The organism is Aerophototrophica crusticola (assembly GCF_012913305.1).
GTDB lineage: Bacteria > Pseudomonadota > Alphaproteobacteria > Azospirillales > Azospirillaceae > Niveispirillum > Niveispirillum crusticola.
This window is the reverse complement of record NZ_CP051775.1, coordinates 94216-111672: the sequence shown is the minus strand read 5'-3', so window position 1 is coordinate 111672 and position 17457 is coordinate 94216. Positions and strand designations below refer to the sequence as shown.

The following is a 17457-nucleotide window of genomic DNA, read 5'->3' as shown; positions in this document are numbered from 1 at the left end:
GCTCCTTCCGATCATATTCTGTACATGTTCCCGTACAGAGGAGACCGGCCATGCCCGCACGTAGCCCGCGCCCGACGCCCCCCACCATGTCAGCGCCACGGAGTTCCGGCAGAACCTGGCCACCTACCTGGACCAGGTGAAGGGCAGCCGTGCCCCGCTGGTGGTGACGCGCCAGAACGACGAGCCCGTGGTGGTGCTGGCCGAGGGCGAATGGGCCAGCATCCAGGAAACCCTGCACCTGTTGAGTTCCCCCGCCAACGCCCGGCGCCTGCTTGCTTCAATCGCGGAGTTCGAGGCGGGCGGCGGGATCGAACATGACCTGATCGACCCGGAAGACGGGCCGGGCGACAATGCGCCTCGCCTTCAGCAGTGAGTCCTGGGGCCAGTACCTGAACTGGCAGGACCAGGACAGTGCAGTGCTGGCCAGGATCAACAGCCTGATCCGGGAATGCATGCGTCCCCCCTTCACCGGGTTGGGCAAGCCCGAGCCGCTGACCGGCTACCTGAAGGGCTGGTGGTCGCGGCGCATCACCGCGGAGTACCGGGTGGTGGGCAAACCGCCGGACCAGGTGCTGGAGATCGCGGCCTGCCGCTGGCATTACCTGTAACGGACCGATGCCCATGCGCCCGTTGAATGCCACGCCCGCGTCCGGCGCCCGGTGGCGTGTGACGGCGGCCACAGGGTTGTCACGGGTGACGCCTTATAACCGCCATTGTCAGGCCGGTCCCCCGCTTCCCGCGACGCCGAGCCCCGACATCCCAGGCAGGTCCCGTCCCATGTCCCCCCGCCGCATCCTGTCCGCCCTGTCCGCCCTGCTGACCCTGTCCGCCGCCCCGGCCCTGGCCGAGCCCGCGGCGGAGGGGCGTTACCTCGTCATCCTGGCGCAGGACGGTGCCTTCCACGGCAACCTGGCCCGGCTGGCCGGGCGGCCCATGGTGGTGGTGGCGGAGGATGGCCAGGCCAGGGAGGTGCTGGGCCGGCTGGCCGATGCCCATGGCTGGAACGGACAGGACCGGCAGGGCTGGCGGCAGGACGGGTTCGAGGCCGCGGCCCGGTCCGTCTGCGCCGGTGACAGCGCCGCCCTGGTGATGCTGGCGGGCAAGGACGACCCCCGTTTGGCCCAGGCACTGGGGGCCTGCCGGATGCGCGTCATCGACCTGTCGGACGCCGTTTCCCGCCGCTTCGCCCAACAGACCCCCGATTTGCGCGCCGCCAGCGTGGCCGGCACCGCCACCCTGCGGCTGGACACCCCCACCCAGGTGGCCGCCGGCCGGGACTGAGGTGGTTTTTCGGTAGGCCTACCCTCCCCCTTCCGGGTTGTCCGTGGCCTGAGCGGGCAACCGCCACGCGATCCCCTTGCAAGCGTCCCACTTCCGGATAGTCTGTGCGCGCCACGGGACGGTTTGTCGCGCGCACACCCGGCGCGTGCCAGCCCGCCCCCAACGAACCGGGACGAGGCCGCCGCAACGATGCTCGCCACCACATTCGACACACTGCCGCTCTACGTGACCTTCCTGCTGACCAGCGTCGTGCTGATCGCGGTGGCCACGGCCATCTATGTGATGATCACCCCGTACCGGGAAATCACCTTGATCCGCCAGGGCAACGCCGCCGCGGCGGTCAGCCTGGGCGGCACGGTGATCGGCATGGCCATCGCCCTGAACAGCGTGGCCCGCGGGACCTATGCGGTGATGGACCTGGCCCTGTGGGGCGGGGTCGCCCTGGTCTGCCAGGTGCTGGTCTTCGTGCTGGTATCCTTCAAGCTGCCCGGCTTCCGCCAGGGCATCGAGGAGGACCGGTTGGGGTACGGCATCACGCTGGGTGCGTTTTCCGTCGCCATGGGCATCCTGAACGCGGGCAGCCTGTCCACCTGATCCCCATATGAGGCTTGCCGGCCCCGTCGGTCGCGGGCCGCGCCGATCTGTCGAGGAGATCCCTGATCATGATGCAGTTCTTCCGCACGCTGCTGGGCGTCAAGGGCGAACGGGTGGGCCAGCAGGTGGTCGATGCCCTGGTGGAGCTGGACCCGAAGAGCGCGTCCGTCGCCCAGTTGCGGGTGATGGAGGCCGATTTGGACAAGGCGGGCCAGTTGCTGACCCGCCTGCGGGCCGACTTCCAGCGGGAGCGCAAGGAGGCCATCGAGGCCCGCCAGAACTATGAGCGCCGGCTGGCCGCGGCGGAGCACATGAGCCGCCAGCTGGACGCCCAGACCGACCCGGCCCAGAAGGCCAGCCTGGAGACCAGCCTGTCCAACCTGCTGACCCAGCTTGAGAGCCTGCAGGAAGAGGTGGCGGTGGAGGAGCGGGAGGCCGACGAGGCCGAGGCGCTGGTGGCGGAGGCGGAAGCCGCCTACCGTGAGAAGGCCAAGGCCCTGACGGAGGCCAAGTCCGCCCTGTCCAAGGCCGAGCGTGACATGCAGCGCGCCAAGATCCAGGAGGAGCGGGAGCGGGAGCGGGCGAACAAGGCTGCCGAGGTGGCCGGCCTGCGCCAGGGCACCACGTCCAAGCTGAACGTGGCGGTGGACGCCATGACCCGCCGGGCCGAGCAGGCCAAGATCAACGCCGAGGCCGCCCGCATGAAGGCCCAGGCCCTGACCGACATGTCCAACCGGACCAAGGACCACATGGGCGACGCCAACATCGAGGCGGCGCTGAAGGCCGTGGGCTCCGGCGGCGGCACCCCCGCCATCGGCCTGCAGGACCGGCTGGCCCGCCTGACCAACAAGGCCACCGACGCGGCCGCCCTGCCCGCCCCCAACCCGAACCTGCCCTGGCCGAACAAGCAGGGCTGAGGGGACCGTCCATGCCCGACGACATGACAAGGCCGGTGCCCGCGCCGGACGTCCAGGAAGGGGGCCGGCGCCGCCGCCGGTCCCGCTATGTCTCCACCCTGCTGCTGGGGGCCACGGCCCTGGCCGTCACCGCCTGCGGCGACGACGCGCCGGAGCAGGAGGCCCGCATCTTCCCGAACGTGGCCGCCTGCGTGGCCGAGTTCAGCCAGGAGGAATGCAATCAGGCCTTCGAGCAGTCGCGCCAACTGCACATGCAGACGGCGCCCAAGTTCGACAACCTGCAAGCCTGCGAGGCGGCGCTGGGCCAGGGCGCCTGCACCGTCGCCCCCATGGCCCAGGCCAACGGCACGGTCAGCAACGTCTTCATCCCCGCCCTGATGGGCTTCATGCTGGCCCGGGCCCTGCAACCCAACCCGGGCTACGGTTATGGCGGCGGCTACGTCAACTATGGCGGCCGGTCCTACCTGGCCCGGCCCATCTATGTGGACCGGGAAGGCTTCGTGCGCAGCGGGTCCTCCCAGGTGTCCCGCATCCCCGGCGGGCGCGACGCCTTCATCAACCAGCGCGCCCCCACCACCGTGACCACCCCGGTCAACCGCAGCGGCCAGGTGGGCCGCCCCAGCACCACCACCAGCCGCGGCGGCTTCGGCTCCACGTCCAGCCGGTTCGGCGGCGGCGGCAGTTAGTTGTCCGAGTTCCCCAGGCGCCGGCGCCGCATCCGCGGCTTGGCTTTCGCGATCCCATCAAGACAAGTGGCCGGTCGCGCCCTGACCCGTTCCAGGAACCTGTCCCATGCAGCGCATCAGCACCCGCCCCCGTCCCGACTGGCGCGCCAAGATGGAGGCGCTGGGCTTCGACTTCCACACCATCCCCACGGAGGAGGACCCCAGCGGCGTCTATTGGGACGAGAGCGCCCATTGGCTGCTGACCGAGGCGGAGGTGGACCAGCTCGACGACGCCTGCGTCGAGCTGCACAAGATGTGCCTGTCCGCCTGCCAGCGCATCGTGTCGGAGCGGCTGTACCCCCTGCTGGGCATCCACCCGGACGTGGCGCGGGTGATCGAGCAGTCGTGGGAGAAGCGGGACGACCCGTCCCAGTTCAGCCTGTACGGCCGGTTCGACCTGGCCTATGGCGGGCCCGGGCATGGCGACGGCATGCCCAAGCTGCTGGAATACAACGCCGACACCCCCACCGGCCTGTATGAGGCCTCCGTCGCCCAATGGGCCTGGCTGGAGGACGTCTTCCCCGACGGTGACCAGTTCAACAGCATCCATGAAGGGCTGGTGGAGCGCTGGAAGCGCCTGCTCCAGGCCGACCGCACCCTGGCGGACGACCCGTCGCGGCGGGGCTGGGGCGACAAGCAGGGCCGTCTGCACCTGACCTGCGCCATGCCCCACGCGGAGGATGAGGGCACCCTGCGCTACATCCAGGACACGGCCACGGAGGCGGGCCTGGCCACCAAGGCCATCGCCCTGGCCGACATCGGCTGGACGGAGGAGACGGGCGGCGGCTGGCCCCCGGGCGCCGTGGCCAAGCCGGGCTGGTTCAGCGACCTGGAGGAGCAGGAGATCACCAGCCTGTTCAAGCTGACCCCCTGGGAGTGGCTGGTCACCGACCCGTTCGGCGCCAACCTGCTGAAGACCGTCCAGGGCAACCGCATCCGGGTCATCGAGCCCGTGTGGAAGATGCTGCTGTCCAACAAGGGCCTGCTGGCCGTGCTGTGGGAGATGTACCCGCACCACCCCTACCTGGCGGAGGCGCATTTCGACCGCCGGGCCTTCGCCCCCGGCGCCAAGGTCGTCGCCAAGCCCCTGCTGGGGCGGGAGGGGGCCAACATCAGCGTGGCCATGCTGGGCGAGGGTGGGACCATCCAGGGCCGGCCCGCGCTGGAGACGGCCGGGCCCTATGGCGAGGAAGGGTATGTCTACCAGGCCTGGACGCCCGTCGTCTCCGCCACCGGTCCGGACGCCAAGGGGGTGACCCGCACCCACCATGCCGTGGTGGGCGCCTGGATGGTGGGGGATGAGTGCCGGGGCATCGGCATCCGGGAGGATTCCACCGAGATCACCAAGAACACCTCCCGCTTCGTGCCGCACCGGTTCGAATAGGCTTTCATGGCGAACCGGCTCTACGGCCTGCTGAACCTGCACCGCCGCCAGAAGCGGCGGGCCTTGCGCGGCCTGTGGGGGCCGCGGCGGCGGCCCTGGGTCCTGCCCGCCTACCTGGCGGCCATCTTCGCCCTGCACGTGGCGGCGATGATGGTGCTGGAAGGCATGACCCTGGTGGAGGGCATCTGGCTGACCGCCACCACCGTCGTCACCGTGGGCTATGGCGACCTGTCGGCGAAGACGCCGGAGGGGCGGCTCGCCACCATGGCGCTGATGTATGTGGGCGCCATCTTCGTGGTGGCGGTTGCCATCAACAACTGGCTGGACGCCAAGGCCGACCGCGCCGAGCGGAAGGCCCGCGGCACCTGGAGGTGGGACTTGACGGACCATCTGCTGATCATCGGCACCCCCGACCGCGACGCCGAGGAGTTCTTCTGCCGGCTGGCCCGGCAGGTGCGCCATGCCCGCGGCTGGGAGGAGACGCCCATCCAACTGCTGACCGCCGCCTACAAGGCGGGCCTGCCCAGCCCCTTGCGCGACCTGGGCGTGGTCCACCGCCACGGGCGGGGCGGCAACATGGGCGAGCTGGCGGAATGCGACGCGGTGGGCGCCCGTGGCGTCATCGTGCTGGCCGGCAGCGAGACGGACGCGGCCAGCGACGCCGTCAGCTTCGACCTGATCGACCGGCTGCGGGAGGCGGGCTACAAGGGCCCCATCGTCGCGGAATGCGTGGATGACGCCAACCGCCTCCGGCTGGCCCGGGCCGGGGCCACCAGCCTGCTGCGGCCCATGCGCGGCTTCCCGGAGGCGCTGACCCGCGCCCTGTTCGCGCCGGGCGCCGAGGCGGTGATCGAGAACCTGTTCACGGCGGAGGGGGACGAGTGCCTGCTGGTGCCGTTGCCCAAGCCCTGCCGCGCCCGCTGGGGCGATGTGGTGGCCCGGCTGGTGGTGGGCGACGTGGGCACCCCCATCGCCTATCGCGACCCCAATGGCCGCGTCTCCACCAACCCACCCGGCACGCGGGAGGTGGAGATCGCGGGCCTCTACGTCATCGTCCACGACGTGCAGGAGGAAACGGTGCGGGAGAAGGTGGCCGCCCTGGTGGGGTAAGCCGCGTCGCCCCCGCAATCAGGACTTTCGAATTCGAAAGTCGCGGGAGAGGGGCCAGCCGTCCCGATCCGGCGTCGCTTGTGGGCGGGGGCCGGGACGGCGGGGAAACGGCCCGGGGTCAGGCCGCCATCACCTGGCGGCGGGCCTCTTCCAACTGGGTCTCCATCTCCTTCTCCACCCGGTGCTCGGTGACCGCCACGCCCTTGGCCTGGAGGTCGGTGAAGATGCGGCGGGCGATGTCCTTGTGGGCCGGCTCGTTGAAGTCCACGTCCACGATCTGGGCGGCATAGGCATCGGCCTCGGCACCCGCCAGCCCGAGCTGCGCGGCGGCCCACAGGCCGACCAGCTTGGCGCGCCGCACATGGATGCGGAACAGCAGCTCCTGGTCGTGCTTGAACTTGTTCTCGAAGGCCTGTTCGCGTTCATCGAACGTGGTCATGGGCGTTCCTCGGTCTTCTGGTCGGTCAAGGGCTTCGGGGGCGCCTTATAACCTGACACCTTGGCCCCTGCCATGGCTGAAAGCATCGCATGCCGACATCGGTTGCGCTAGGAAGACAGGGGCGACTTTGGAGCGCACATGTGTAGCGTCGTGATCCTTCGCCGGCCGGGGCACCCCTGGCCGCTGGTCCTGGCCGGCAACCGGGACGAGATGGTGGGCCGCCCCTGGAAGCCCCCCGCCCGCCACTGGCCCGAGCGGCCGGAGGTGCTGGGCGGGCTGGACGTGCTGGCCGGCGGCACCTGGCTGGGCCTGAACGATACCGGCGTCGTGGCCGTGGTGCTGAACCGGGAAAACACGCTGGGCCCCCAGGCCGGCAAGCGGTCCCGCGGGGAGCTGGTGCTGGAGGCGCTGGACCACGCCGACGCCGCCGACGCCGCCCAGGCGCTGGCCCACCTGAACCCGGACGCCTACCGGCCCTTCAACCTGGTGGTGGCGGACAACCGCGACGCCTTCTTCATCACCCACCGCGGCGAGTCGCCCCGCGGCCGCATAAGGGTGGAGCCCATCCCCGTGGGCCTGTCCATGGTCACCGCCCACGACCTGAACGATGAGGCCGGCAGCCCCCGCCAGCGCTTCTACCGCCCCCTGTTCGCCAACGCCGCCGCCCCCGACCCGGACAAGGGCGATTGGAAGGCGTGGGAGGAGCTGCTGGCCAGCCGCATCTGGACCCCCGCCGAGGTCGGCCCGCGCGGGGCCATGTGCGTGGTCACCGACATAGGGTTCGAGACCAGCAGCAGCACCCTGGTCGCCCTGCCCGCCATGGACCGGCCGGAGGTACCGCCCGTCTTCCGATTCGCGGCCGGCCGGCCGGACAAGGTGGCGTACCGGGACGTGGATCTGGATGCGGGGATGCAGGAAGCGTAGGTCGGGGTGAGCGCCAGCGAACCCCGACATGACATGGATGCTGAGTCTTGCTGTCGGGCTTCCGCTCCGCTCCAGCCCGACCTACGACACGTCAAAGCACGTCCTTCGGCAGCCGCAGCAACTCCTTCCTGATCTCCCCCAAGCGGGGCTTGCGCTCCTCCGCGAAGGGCAGGGGGCGGCAGAGGTGCATGGCGGTCAGGCCGATGCGCGCCGTCAGCAGGCCGTTGATCACCCCCTGCCCCAACCGGCCGGAGATGGCCCCCACCGCCCCGGCGCCCAGGGCTTCCGCGATCAGGCTGTCGCCCGATTCGGCGATGCCGGCCACGCCGATATTCTCCGCCATCCGCCGCAGCAGCCGGGCGGAGCCGAACAGCCCCGGCCGGGCGGCATAGAGGGAGGCGATTTCCCGCACCAGCTTCGCGTTGCGCCACAGCACCAGGGCGGCGTCCAGCAGGGCGGCGGGGCTCAGCGCCGTGCCCACCGCCACGTCGCGGGAGGCGCGCAGGACAAGGCGGTAGGCGGCGCGGTCCAGCGGGTCCAGCAGGGCGCGCTCCGTCAGGGCCAGCACCTCCCGGTCGTCATGGGCGTCGGTGACGCTGCGGTCCAGGGTGGCCAGGGCCTGGCCCAACTCCGGCCGGCCCGCATAGAGCGCCCGCACGGACTTGGCGATCCCCTGCGCGCCGCCATGGCCGCCGGCGGCGCGCAGGGCCGCTGATTCCGCCCGCAGCCCATCCACCTTGCGCAGCTTGGCGAAGGTGCGCCATTCCCGCCCCGCCACCCAGGCGAGGCTGCCCGCCGCCAGCCCGGCCAGGCCCGCCAGGGCGCCGCCCAGCCAGGGCGACCATTCCAGCGCCCGGCGGACAAGGTCCACCGTGTCGAACCCCACCGCCGCCACGAACAGGGCCGCCAGGGAGAAGACCAGCACCCGCGCGGCCCCCCTGCCCCGCTTCGGCGGCAGGGGCGGCAGCACCTCCCCCTCCAGCGGGCGGTCGGCGGGGTCGGCCGGGGCGGGCACCGCCTGTGACGGATCGAATTCCAGCGGGGGGACCCAGTTCTTGCTGCGGGTGTCGCTCATGCCAGCCGGTCCCCGATCAGGAACTGCAGCACTTGGTCCAGGCGGATGTTGGGCAGGCCCCGCCCGTCCCGGCCCAGGCCCGGGGGCGGCCGGAAATCGGTGAAGCGGAACCGCCCTTCCCCGCTGGGTCCCAGGTCGAGGTGGCTGCCGGGCACCTCCCCCGGGAAGATCACCGCAGGCGCGTCCCGGCCGAGCGGCGTGCCCTGGACGCAGGCGAGCTGCCGCCCCTTCCAGTCCGCCAGGACCGTGTCCGTGGCCTTGACGGAGGCCAGGGCCAGGCTGCGCACCTCCGCCCCGGTGAAGCGGATGCCGGCCAGCGGGTCGGCCAGGAAGCTTTCCAGCAGGCTGACCAGGTTGCCGTGCTGGTCGGCGGCCACATGGTCCGCCTTGGTGGCGGCGAACAGCACCCGGTCGATGCGCGCCCCGCCCAGCCAGGACAACCAGCCGGCCTGCCCGTGGCGGAAGCTTTCCAGCGTGGCGGTGAGGGAGCGGGACAGATCGTCCAGCCCCGGCGCCCCGGCGTTCAGGGCGGACAGCACGTCCACCAGCACCACCTGCCGGTCCAGCCGGGCGAAATGCTCCCGGTAGAACCGGCGCACCACCTTGTCCTTGTAGGCCTCGAAGCGGTCCGCCATCAGCCCGTGCAGGGACCCGGTCCAGTCGGACTTCGGCGGCGGCAGGGGGCAGAAGGTCAGCACCGGCGCACCTTCCATCTCCCCCGGCTCCAGGAAACGGCCGGGTTGCAGCAGGCTGAGGCCAATCGGCCCGGACCGGCAGGCCTGGAGGTAGTCGGTGTAGAGCTTGGCCAGATGACGGGCCAGCGTCTCATCCGCCTTGGCATCCGGGTCCACCCCGGACAGGGCCGCCTTCCAGTCCCGGGCCAGGGCGGCCCGCGGCTCCCGCGTGGCAAGGTCCAGGGTCTGGGCCGACCAGGTGGCGAAGTCCTGGCCCAGCATGGGCAGGTCCAGCAGCCATTCGCCGGGATAGTCCACCAGGTCCAGGGTCAGGGTGCTGTCCCCGGCCAGCCGGTACTTGATCAAGCCCTGGGTACGGAAGCGCAGGGCCAGGCGGATCTCGCTGATCGCCCGGGTCGCCTCCGGCCAGCGGGGCGGGTCGCCCATCAGGTCGGCCAGGTGCCGTTCATAGTCGAAGCGGGGCACCGCCGCGTCCGGCTGGGGTTGCAGGCGCGACGCCAGGAAACGGCCCTGGGCCATCACCTCCAGGAAGGGCAACCGCCCGGCATTCAGCAGATTGTGCAGCAGGGCCGTCAGGAACACGGTCTTGCCGGAGCGGCGCAGGCCCGTGACCCCCACCCGCAGGGTGCCGCCCGCCAGCCGGGCCGCGAGCTGGGACAGGCCGTCCACGGCCCGGGGCAGGATACCCCCGAGGCCCCCGTCCAGGCCGCCCCCAAACATGCCGTTCGCCACCCGCCTGCCCCTTTCGACCGCCGTACCCCTCTGCCAAACGCACAGGCGCGGCGATTGTCCTTCGCCGGCCCGTCATCCCTGCGCTAAGCATAAAGCCGGGCAGCGGCAAGGAATTTCCGGCCCGGCCCTGCCAACGCGATTGTCATATCCAATTTGGTAGTGGCAGTCTAAGCTGGCTTGGGATGCAGCGGTGGTGCCGTTTGGCCGGTGACCCACCCCGCCACCGGGCGGGGCGCACGGGCCGGGACGGCATGCAACGGCACAGGTGGGCATGAGCGCGTCGATCCAGCCTTCCCGGGGCCCCGGGGGGGATCCTCCAGGTCCCCAGGACAGCCATCCGGCCGCCGTCCGGGTGCCCTTGCGCAAGCGCCTGTCCTACAAGCAGGCCCGCAACACGGCCCTGTTGACCCTGGTGCTGGGCTTCGTGCTGAGCACGGCGCAGATCACCATCGACCTGCTGGACATGGAGCGGAAGACCGACCAGCTCGTCCAGCAGGTGCTCTCCACCCTGCAGGAACCGGCGGCCGAGGCGGCCTATGCCTTCGACCAGGCCCTGGCGGAGCGGGTGCTGACCGGCCTGTTCGAGTACCGGCCCGTCTACAAGGCGGTGATCTTCGAGGATTTCGGCAACCAGCTTGCCGCGAAGGAACGCCCGCAGGCGGAAGGGAACCTGAAGTGGCTGGCGGAGACGCTGCTGCCCCAGGAGAAGACCTTCTCCATCCCCCTGATCATCGAGCGGCACAACCAGAATGTCGGGGAGATGCGGGTCAGCATCGACCGGTTCCTGATCGCGCAGGAATTCTTCCGCCGGTCGGGCGTGGTGTTGGGCACCGGCGTGATCTGGACCGTGGCCCTGGCCCTGATCCTGGTGGTGATGTTCTATGTCAGCATCACCAAGCCCTTCCTGCGCATGGCCGGCGCCATCGCCGAGGTGGACGCCGCCAAGCCCGCCGACCGGCTGCTGGCCGTGCCTTCCAAGCACGCGGACGATGAGCTGGGGCTGCTGGCGAAGGCCACCAACGGGCTGTTGCAGGAGTTCGACCGGTCGCTGGTGGAACGCCAGCGGGTCGAGGGGGCCCTGCGGGAGCGTGAGACGCGCCTGTCCGGCATCATGGACAACGTGGCCGACGGCATCATCACGCTGGACGAGGACCTGCGGATCGAGACCATGAACACGGCCGCCCTGGACCTGTTCGGCTATGGTCCGGGGGAGGCGACGGGCCAGCCCTTCGTCACCCTGATCGAGGAGCGGGACTGGACCCGGGTGGCCATGGCCCTGATGGCCTGCCTGCGCCGGGCCGACGACGACCGCCGCCGGGACAGCCGGGCGGAAATCCAGGGCCGCCGCCGCACCGGTGATGTCTTCGCCATGGCCTTCGGCGTCAGCCAGATGCGCCTGGGCGACCGCCGCACTGCTATCTGCGTGGTGCAGGACATCACCCAGCGCAAGCGGGCGGAACAGGCCCTGCGGGAAAGCGAGGAGCGGCTGAAGCTGGCCGTGCGCGCCACCCGGTCCGGCGTGTTCGACAACAACCTGGCCAAGGGCACCCATTGGTGGAGCCCCGAGTTCGTGGAGATGCTGGGCTACGACGCGGCCGACGCCGGCAATGCGGACCAGCTTTTCGCCGCGCTGCTGCACCCGGACGACAAGGACAACGTCCTGGCCCAGATGGACCGCTACCTGGCGGGCGACCCCGGCGACTATCTGGCGCTGTACCGCCTGCGCCAGCGGGACGGGGCTTGGGTCTGGATCGAGGCGCGCGGGCAGGCCCTGCGCGACGACGGTGGGCGGCCCCTGCGCTTCACCGGCACCATGACCGACGTCTCCGACCGCAAGCGGTTCGAGGAACAGCTGATGTATGTCAGCACCCACGACCCGCTGACCGGCCTGCCCAACCGCACCCTGGTGCAGGATCGCCTGCACCACGCCATCGCCCATGCGGAGCGCAAGGGCACCTGCGTGGCCGTGCTGCTGCTGGACCTGGACCGGTTCAAGCTGGTCAACGACAGTTTGGGCCACCAGGCCGGCGACAAGCTGCTGCGCGCCATGGCCCAGCGCCTGACCAGCAGCGTGCGCGCCGCGGACACGGTGGGCCGCCTGGGCGCGGACGAGTTCCTGATCGTGGCGGAGGACCTGCCCGACCCGCAGATGGCCGCCCGCATCGCGGAAACGATCCTGGTGGGCCTGTCCAGCCCCTTCGTGGTGGACGGCCAGCAACTGTTCATCACCACCTCCATCGGCATCAGCCTGTTCCCAGGCGATGCCGGTGACATCAACGCCCTGGTGCGCGACGCCGACACGGCCATGCACAACGCCAAGGCGGCCGGCGGCAACGGCTACCGCTTCTTCACGCCGGAAATGAATGAGGCGGCGGTGGCCCGCCTGTCGCTGGAGCACTCGCTGCGCGACGGGCTGGAGCAGAACCAGTTCTTCCTGCACTACCAGCCGAAGATCGACCTGGAGACCATGCAGCCGGTGGGCGTGGAGGCCCTGATCCGCTGGCAGCATCCGGAAATCGGCCTGGTCTCCCCCGCCAGGTTCATCCCCGTGGCGGAAGAGACGGGCATGATCGTGCAGATCGGGGAATGGGTGATGCGCACCGCCCTGGCCCAGATCCGGGAGTGGGAGGCCAAGGGCTTCGCCCCGCTGCCGGTGGCGGTCAACGTCTCCGTCCGGCAGATCACCAACCCCAAGTTCGGGGAGCGGGTGGTCCAGCTCTGCGCCGAGTCGGGCGTCTCCCCCGAGCTGCTGGAGCTGGAGATCACCGAGACGGCGATGATGTCCAACCTGGCCTACATCGCCGACACGCTGAACGAGGTGCGGGGCGCGGGCATCCGCATCGCCATCGACGATTTCGGCACCGGCTATTCCAGCCTGTCCTACCTGCGGCGCCTGCCCATCACCACCCTGAAGGTGGACCGCTCCTTCGTGGCGGAGGCCACCACCAACGCCGACACCGCGGCCATCGCCGCCACCATCATCGCCATGGGCCGGCAACTGGGCCTGAAGGTGGTGGCGGAGGGCATCGAGACGGCGGAACAGCTGGAGTTCCTGCGCCACCACCGCTGCGACGAGTTGCAGGGCTACTACTTCAGCCGCCCCCTGCCCGCGGCGGAGCTGGAGGCCCGGTTCCTGCGCCGCGCGGCCCTGGCCGTGGCGTCCTGACGCGGGGCAAGCCGCCCCGAGTCCCCGGTGTGCTGCGCAACCAAATTCCCCCGCCTGTTTCGCAGTGCAAACGTAACCCGTTGTTACGTCTAGGGAAACCGTGGCCTTTTTGCCAAAGGGCCGACAATTCGAACAGATGTTTGGGTCCGACTGCATAGAAGCCTTGACGCAGCCACATAGCGGCCATTACTGGTCAAGACTTAGCAATCATGCCCGGAAGGGGGAGCGCCGCTCAGGGGCGCCCTAGGCCATCCGGGGTAGAAGAATATGGAGCGGGGAGGAACGCTATGGCTCGGAAGAACGCGCCGCGGGTGCGACTGGACCGCCGCATGCTCGGTGGGGCAAGCGCGGCGGCCATCTTGGCAACGACCCTGGCCGTGGGCGACGCCCAGGCGGTCTCGTTCAACCGGGGTGAGCTGTCCGGCAGCTTCGACACCACCCTGACGGTGGGCGCCCTGTTCCGCGTGCAGGACCAGGACAAGGACCTGATCGGCCTGACGAACGGCGGCACCTTCTATTCGTTCAACGGCGACGACGGCAACCTGAACTACGACAAGGGCCTTGTGTCCCTGGCCGGCCGCGCCACGCACGAGCTGAAGCTGAACTACGCCAACCTGGGGGCCTTCGTCCGCGCCACCTACTTCTACGACGTGGTCAACGCCAAGAAGGACAGCAGCGACTGGGCCCGGACCGGCCGCCGGCCGCTGCCCGGCACCACCATCGACCGCACCGGCAAGGACTTCCAGCTGCTGGACGCCCTGGTGTTCGGCAACTTCGACCTGGGCGGCCGCCCGCTGGACATCCGCCTGGGCAACCAAGTGCTGAGCTGGGGTGAGAGCACCTTCATCCCCAACGGCATCAACACCATCAACCCGATCAACGTGTCGGCCCTGCGCATCCCCGGCTCCGAGCTGAAGGAAGCCTTCCTGCCGGTGCCGATCGCCAATGTCAGCCTGGGCATCACCGACGACTTCACCCTGGAGGGCTTCTACCAGTTCAAGTGGAAGGAGACCGAGCCCGAGGCGTACGGCTCCTTCTTCAGCACCACCGACGCCGGCTCCCCCGGCGGCCGCGGCCTGCTGCTGAGCTTCGGCAACCCGAACATCGACATCCCCGGCTTCACCGACAGCCTGGACGTGGCCCAGGTCACCCCGCTGAACCCGCTGGGCGCGCGCATCCTGCGCGACCGGGATGACGAGGCGCGCGACCAGGGCCAGTACGGCTTCGCCGCCCGCCTGTTCCTGCCCAACCTGAACGACACCGAGGTGGCGGGCTACTTCATCAACTACCATTCCCGCCTGCCGCTGACCCAGATCGAGGTGGCCACGGCCGCCGAGTTCCAGGCCGGGCTGGGTGCCGCGGCCACCGCCGCCACCCTGGGCGGACGCCTGACCGCCGGCGACCCCACCGCCCCCGCGGCATTGGCGGCCTTCTTCAACTCCCAGACCAGCCCCACCTTCCGGGCGGTCAATGACGGTACCCGCTTCAGCCTGACCTATCCCGAGGACATCAAGCTGTTCGGCGCCAGCGTGAACACCTCGCTGCCCGGCGGCATCTCCCTGGGTGCGGAGTATTCGTTCCGCAAGGACCAGCCGCTGGCCCTGGACGACACCGAGGTGGCGCAGACCGTCGCCAGCGCCATCCTGGGCACGCAGCTGGTCAACGCCCTGACAGTGGGCCAGGCCCAGCCCCAGATCCGCGCCGCCCTGCAGCCGCTGGTCACCGCCGGTGTCCTGACAGCCGCCCAGGCCGACGCCCAGGCTGCTTCCCAGGCGGCTGCGGCCGGCCTGAACGCCGCCCGCAACAACGTCAACCTGTATGACGAGTACGCGCTGGTCCGCCGGCTGGGCATCACCCAGGCCGACCCGCTGGGCAGCACCGCCCGCCTGCTGGGCACCACGGTGAAGGGCTACGAGGACTTCAACGTCTCCCAGTTCCAGTTCACCGCCACCAAGGCCTTCGGCCCCATGGTCGGCGCGAACCAGTGGGTGTTCGTGGGCGAGGCGGGCTTCACCTGGGTCCACGACATGCCCGAGGACTACAAGCTGGACGGCCCGGGCACCGACCTGACCTACATCCCGACCATCGCCGGCCAGGGCGGCGCCCCGGCGGGCCTGATCAGCGAGAAGGGCTTCGGGACCGAGTTCTCCTGGGGTTACCGCGTCGCGTTGCGCTTCGACTACCTGAATGCCTTCTCCGGCGTGAACCTGTTCCCGTCCATCAGCTGGCAGCATGACGTGCAGGGCACCACGCCCAGCCCGCTGGGCAACTTCGTGGAAGACCGCAAGGCATTGAGCTTTGGCCTGCGCGGGGTCATCTACGACAACTGGACGGCGGACCTCAGCTACTCGACCTTCTTCGGGGCCGGGAAGCGGAACCTGATCGCCGACCGTGACTTCGTGTCGGCCAGCATCAAGTACTCGTTCTGATGCGGCCCAAGACCAAGAGACAACGACCAGACCTGTCCCGGAGGACGCCCATGTTCCGCTTGAAGGCCGCCCTGTTCGGCGGCGCCCTCGCCATGGCGGCGGCCATTCCCCTGGCCGCCCCCTCTCTCGCCCAGACCGCGGCCGACCTCGGCAAGACCCTGACCCCCATGGGGGCCATCAAGGCCGGCAACGCCGACGGCACCATCCCCGAATGGACCGGCGGCATCACCAAGCCGCCCGCCGGCTGGCAGCCCGGCCAGTTGGAGACCGATCCTTTCGCCGCCGACAAGCCGCTGTTCACCATCGACGCCAAGAACGTCGACAAGTACGCGGACAAGCTGCCGGAAGGCCTGAAGGCCCTGATCAAGCAGTATCCCGACACCTACAAGATGCCCGTCTACCCGACGCGCCGCAGCGCCGGGTACCCGCAGCGCATCTATGACGAGACCATCGCCAACGCCACCCGTGCCAAGCTGGCCGCTGGCGGCAACGGCGTGGAGGGGGCGAAGGAGGGCGTGCCCTTCCCCATCCCGACGGAAGGCGTGCAGGCCGTCTGGAACCACCTGCTGCGCTATCGCGGGCTGGACACCACCCGCCGGGTCGGCCAGGCCAACCCGCAGGTGGACGGCAGCTTCACCATGATCATGCTGGAAGAGAAGGTTAAGTATCTCTACCAGGCCCCGGGCGGCACCACGGGCAACACCTCGCTGTTCTTCCTGCAGGAGGTGGTGGAGCCGGCGCGCCTGGCGGGTGAGATCCTGCTGGTGCACGAGACCATCAACCAGGTGGCGGAGCCGCGCAGCGCCTGGACCTACAACCCCGGCCAGCGCCGCGTCCGCCGCGCGCCGAACGTGGGTTATGACAACCCCGGCACGGCGTCCGACGGCCTGCGCACCAACGACAACTTCGACATGTTCTCCGGCGCGCCGGACCGCTACGACTGGAAACTGCTGGGCCGGCAGGAGATGTACGTGCCGTACAACTCCTACAAGCTGCACAGCAAGGAAGCCACCTACAACCAGATCATCAAGCCGCGCCACATCAACCAGGATCTGGCCCGGTATGAGCTGCACCGCGTGTGGGTGGTGGAGGCGACCCTGAAGCAGGGCACCAGCCACGTCTATGCCAAGCGCCGCTTCTACATCGACGAGGACAGCTGGCAGATCCTGGTGGCCGACCATTATGACGGCCGCGGCCAGATGTGGCGCGTGGCGGAGAGCCACGGCATCTCCTACTACGCCGTGCCCACCTACTACACCACGCTGGACACCCTGTACGACCTGCAGTCGGGCCGCTACACGGCCATCGGCTTCGACAACCAGGAACCCCCGTACAAGTTCGACGCCAACCTGTCGACGGCGGAATTCTCGCCAGACAGCCTACGGCGGGCGGGCGTCCGCTGACCCCCCAGGGCCGGCCGGGAAACCGGCCGGCCCTTTCCTTATCTGCCCTATCCCGAAAAGACATCCGGACGATCATGCGCCTGCCCCTGCTCGCCACCGCCTTGTCCCTGATGGCGGCCCCGGTCCTTGCCGTTGAGGTGCCGAAGGGCACGGCCCCGCTGAAGCCGGCGGTGATCGCGCCGCTGGCGGCGAAGTCGCTGCTGCTGGCGGGCGCCAGGGCCGGCGACCGGCTGGTGGCGGTGGGGGAGCGGGGGCACGTGCTGCTGAGCGACGACCAGGGCAGGTCCTGGCGGCAGGTGCCGGTGCCGGTGAACGCCGCGCTGACCGGCGTCAGCTTCGTGGACGCGCGCCAAGGCTGGGCCGTGGGCCACGACGCGGTGATCCTGCACACCGCCGACGGCGGCGAGACCTGGGCGTTGCAGCACGCCGACCCGGCCGCCCAGCAGCCGCTGATGGACGTGCTGTTCACGGACGCGCGGAACGGCGTGGCCGTGGGCGCCTACGGCCTGTTCCTGGAGACGGCCGACGGCGGCGCGACCTGGGCGCCGCGCAAGGTCTCCGAGGACGACTTCCACTACAACGC

15 protein-coding genes and 1 pseudogene are annotated in these 17457 nt (G+C 70.1%); 13 read left to right on the top strand and 3 right to left on the bottom strand.

The window, feature by feature from the left end; genetic code table 11:
* Positions 1–136: 136 nt before the first annotated feature.
* The 8 genes from HHL28_RS00535 (at position 137) to HHL28_RS00500 (ending at position 6011) form a co-directional block, all read left to right on the top strand.
* A complete protein-coding gene (locus tag HHL28_RS00535) occupies positions 137–373 on the top strand; it encodes a type II toxin-antitoxin system Phd/YefM family antitoxin (RefSeq protein ID WP_404326168.1) in 237 nt (78 codons plus the stop codon).
* On the top strand, positions 351–608 hold the full coding sequence (locus tag HHL28_RS00530; RefSeq protein WP_075772878.1) for a Txe/YoeB family addiction module toxin: 258 nt from the start codon (positions 351–353) through the stop codon (positions 606–608). Before HHL28_RS00535 ends, HHL28_RS00530 begins: the two co-directional genes overlap by 23 nt.
* Positions 609–777: 169 nt before the next feature.
* Positions 778–1281 (top strand): hypothetical protein, encoded by a 504-nt coding sequence (locus tag HHL28_RS00525; RefSeq protein ID WP_075772879.1) that lies wholly within the window; start codon positions 778–780, stop codon positions 1279–1281.
* 189 nt (positions 1282–1470) lie between these two features.
* A complete protein-coding gene (locus HHL28_RS00520) occupies positions 1471–1875 on the top strand; it encodes a DUF350 domain-containing protein (RefSeq protein ID WP_075772880.1) in 405 nt (134 codons plus the stop codon).
* 68 nt (positions 1876–1943) lie between these two features.
* Positions 1944–2792, top strand: a complete 849-nt coding sequence (locus tag HHL28_RS00515) for a coiled-coil domain-containing protein (protein ID WP_075772881.1) — start codon at positions 1944–1946, stop codon at positions 2790–2792.
* 11 nt (positions 2793–2803) lie between these two features.
* Positions 2804–3478 carry a DUF1190 domain-containing protein gene (locus tag HHL28_RS00510; RefSeq protein WP_075772882.1) on the top strand — a complete coding sequence of 225 codons (675 nt, stop codon included), beginning with the start codon at positions 2804–2806 and terminating at the stop codon, positions 3476–3478.
* Between the two features lie 106 nt (positions 3479–3584).
* Complete coding sequence (locus HHL28_RS00505) at positions 3585–4901, top strand: glutathionylspermidine synthase family protein (RefSeq protein ID WP_075772883.1); 1317 nt, start codon at positions 3585–3587, stop codon at positions 4899–4901.
* Positions 4902–4907: 6 nt separating this feature from the next.
* The gene (locus HHL28_RS00500; protein ID WP_169654498.1) at positions 4908–6011 is read left to right on the top strand and encodes a potassium channel family protein; all 1104 of its coding nucleotides are present in this window, start codon (positions 4908–4910) and stop codon (positions 6009–6011) included.
* 118 nt (positions 6012–6129) lie between these two features.
* Here HHL28_RS00500 and HHL28_RS00495 read toward each other — a convergent pair whose 3' ends face one another.
* Positions 6130–6450, bottom strand: a complete 321-nt coding sequence (locus HHL28_RS00495) for a DUF1476 domain-containing protein (RefSeq protein WP_075772885.1) — start codon at positions 6448–6450, stop codon at positions 6130–6132.
* A 138-nt stretch (positions 6451–6588) separates the two neighbouring features.
* Between HHL28_RS00495 and HHL28_RS00490 the strand changes: the two genes are divergently transcribed.
* Positions 6589–7374: an NRDE family protein gene (locus tag HHL28_RS00490; protein ID WP_075772886.1), complete on the top strand. Its 786-nt coding sequence runs from the start codon at positions 6589–6591 to the stop codon at positions 7372–7374.
* Positions 7375–7465: 91 nt separating this feature from the next.
* On the opposite strand, the gene HHL28_RS00485 is transcribed toward HHL28_RS00490, so the two are convergent.
* Together HHL28_RS00485 and HHL28_RS00480 are read right to left on the bottom strand one after the other, a co-directional pair.
* Positions 7466–8449, bottom strand: a complete 984-nt coding sequence (locus HHL28_RS00485) for a TIGR01620 family protein (protein WP_075772887.1) — start codon at positions 8447–8449, stop codon at positions 7466–7468.
* The gene (locus HHL28_RS00480) at positions 8446–9864 is read right to left on the bottom strand and encodes a YcjX family GTP-binding protein (RefSeq protein ID WP_075772891.1); all 1419 of its coding nucleotides are present in this window, start codon (positions 9862–9864) and stop codon (positions 8446–8448) included. Before HHL28_RS00480 ends, HHL28_RS00485 begins: the two co-directional genes overlap by 4 nt.
* A 364-nt stretch (positions 9865–10228) precedes the next feature.
* Here HHL28_RS00480 and HHL28_RS00475 point away from each other — a divergent pair, with 364 nt between their 5' ends.
* The 4 genes and pseudogenes from HHL28_RS00475 to HHL28_RS18090 all read left to right on the top strand — a co-directional run.
* Positions 10229–13042 (top strand): EAL domain-containing protein, encoded by a 2814-nt coding sequence (locus HHL28_RS00475; RefSeq protein ID WP_404326163.1) that lies wholly within the window; start codon positions 10229–10231, stop codon positions 13040–13042.
* A gap of 287 nt (positions 13043–13329) precedes the next feature.
* Positions 13330–15471, top strand: coding sequence for a DUF1302 domain-containing protein (locus HHL28_RS00470; protein WP_075772889.1), 2142 nt, complete (start codon positions 13330–13332; stop codon positions 15469–15471).
* 50 nt (positions 15472–15521) lie between these two features.
* Positions 15522–16874 carry a DUF1329 domain-containing protein gene (locus HHL28_RS00465; RefSeq protein WP_169654497.1) on the top strand — a complete coding sequence of 451 codons (1353 nt, stop codon included), beginning with the start codon at positions 15522–15524 and terminating at the stop codon, positions 16872–16874.
* Between the two features lie 74 nt (positions 16875–16948).
* Positions 16949–17386 (top strand): annotated as a pseudogene (locus HHL28_RS18090) (WD40/YVTN/BNR-like repeat-containing protein); the annotation flags it as partial.
* Positions 17387–17457: the final 71 nt, after the last annotated feature.

What these genes read in the sequence shown, in the direction of transcription:
- HHL28_RS00490 (WP_075772886.1), top strand. Translation starts at nt 6,589, where the DNA reads ATGTGTAGCGTCGTGATCCTTCGCCGGCCGGGGCACCCCTGGCCGCTG.
- HHL28_RS00525 (WP_075772879.1), top strand. Translation starts at nt 778, where the DNA reads ATGTCCCCCCGCCGCATCCTGTCCGCCCTGTCCGCCCTGCTGACCCTG.
- HHL28_RS00530 (WP_075772878.1), top strand. Translation starts at nt 351, where the DNA reads ATGCGCCTCGCCTTCAGCAGTGAGTCCTGGGGCCAGTACCTGAACTGG.
- HHL28_RS00470 (WP_075772889.1), top strand. Translation starts at nt 13,330, where the DNA reads ATGGCTCGGAAGAACGCGCCGCGGGTGCGACTGGACCGCCGCATGCTC.
- HHL28_RS00500 (WP_169654498.1), top strand. Translation starts at nt 4,908, where the DNA reads ATGGCGAACCGGCTCTACGGCCTGCTGAACCTGCACCGCCGCCAGAAG.
- HHL28_RS00520 (WP_075772880.1), top strand. Translation starts at nt 1,471, where the DNA reads ATGCTCGCCACCACATTCGACACACTGCCGCTCTACGTGACCTTCCTG.
- HHL28_RS00485 (WP_075772887.1), bottom strand. Translation starts at nt 8,449, where the DNA reads ATGAGCGACACCCGCAGCAAGAACTGGGTCCCCCCGCTGGAATTCGAT.
- HHL28_RS00465 (WP_169654497.1), top strand. Translation starts at nt 15,522, where the DNA reads ATGTTCCGCTTGAAGGCCGCCCTGTTCGGCGGCGCCCTCGCCATGGCG.
- HHL28_RS00495 (WP_075772885.1), bottom strand. Translation starts at nt 6,450, where the DNA reads ATGACCACGTTCGATGAACGCGAACAGGCCTTCGAGAACAAGTTCAAG.
- HHL28_RS00510 (WP_075772882.1), top strand. Translation starts at nt 2,804, where the DNA reads ATGCCCGACGACATGACAAGGCCGGTGCCCGCGCCGGACGTCCAGGAA.
- HHL28_RS00515 (WP_075772881.1), top strand. Translation starts at nt 1,944, where the DNA reads ATGATGCAGTTCTTCCGCACGCTGCTGGGCGTCAAGGGCGAACGGGTG.
- HHL28_RS00505 (WP_075772883.1), top strand. Translation starts at nt 3,585, where the DNA reads ATGCAGCGCATCAGCACCCGCCCCCGTCCCGACTGGCGCGCCAAGATG.
- HHL28_RS00480 (WP_075772891.1), bottom strand. Translation starts at nt 9,864, where the DNA reads ATGTTTGGGGGCGGCCTGGACGGGGGCCTCGGGGGTATCCTGCCCCGG.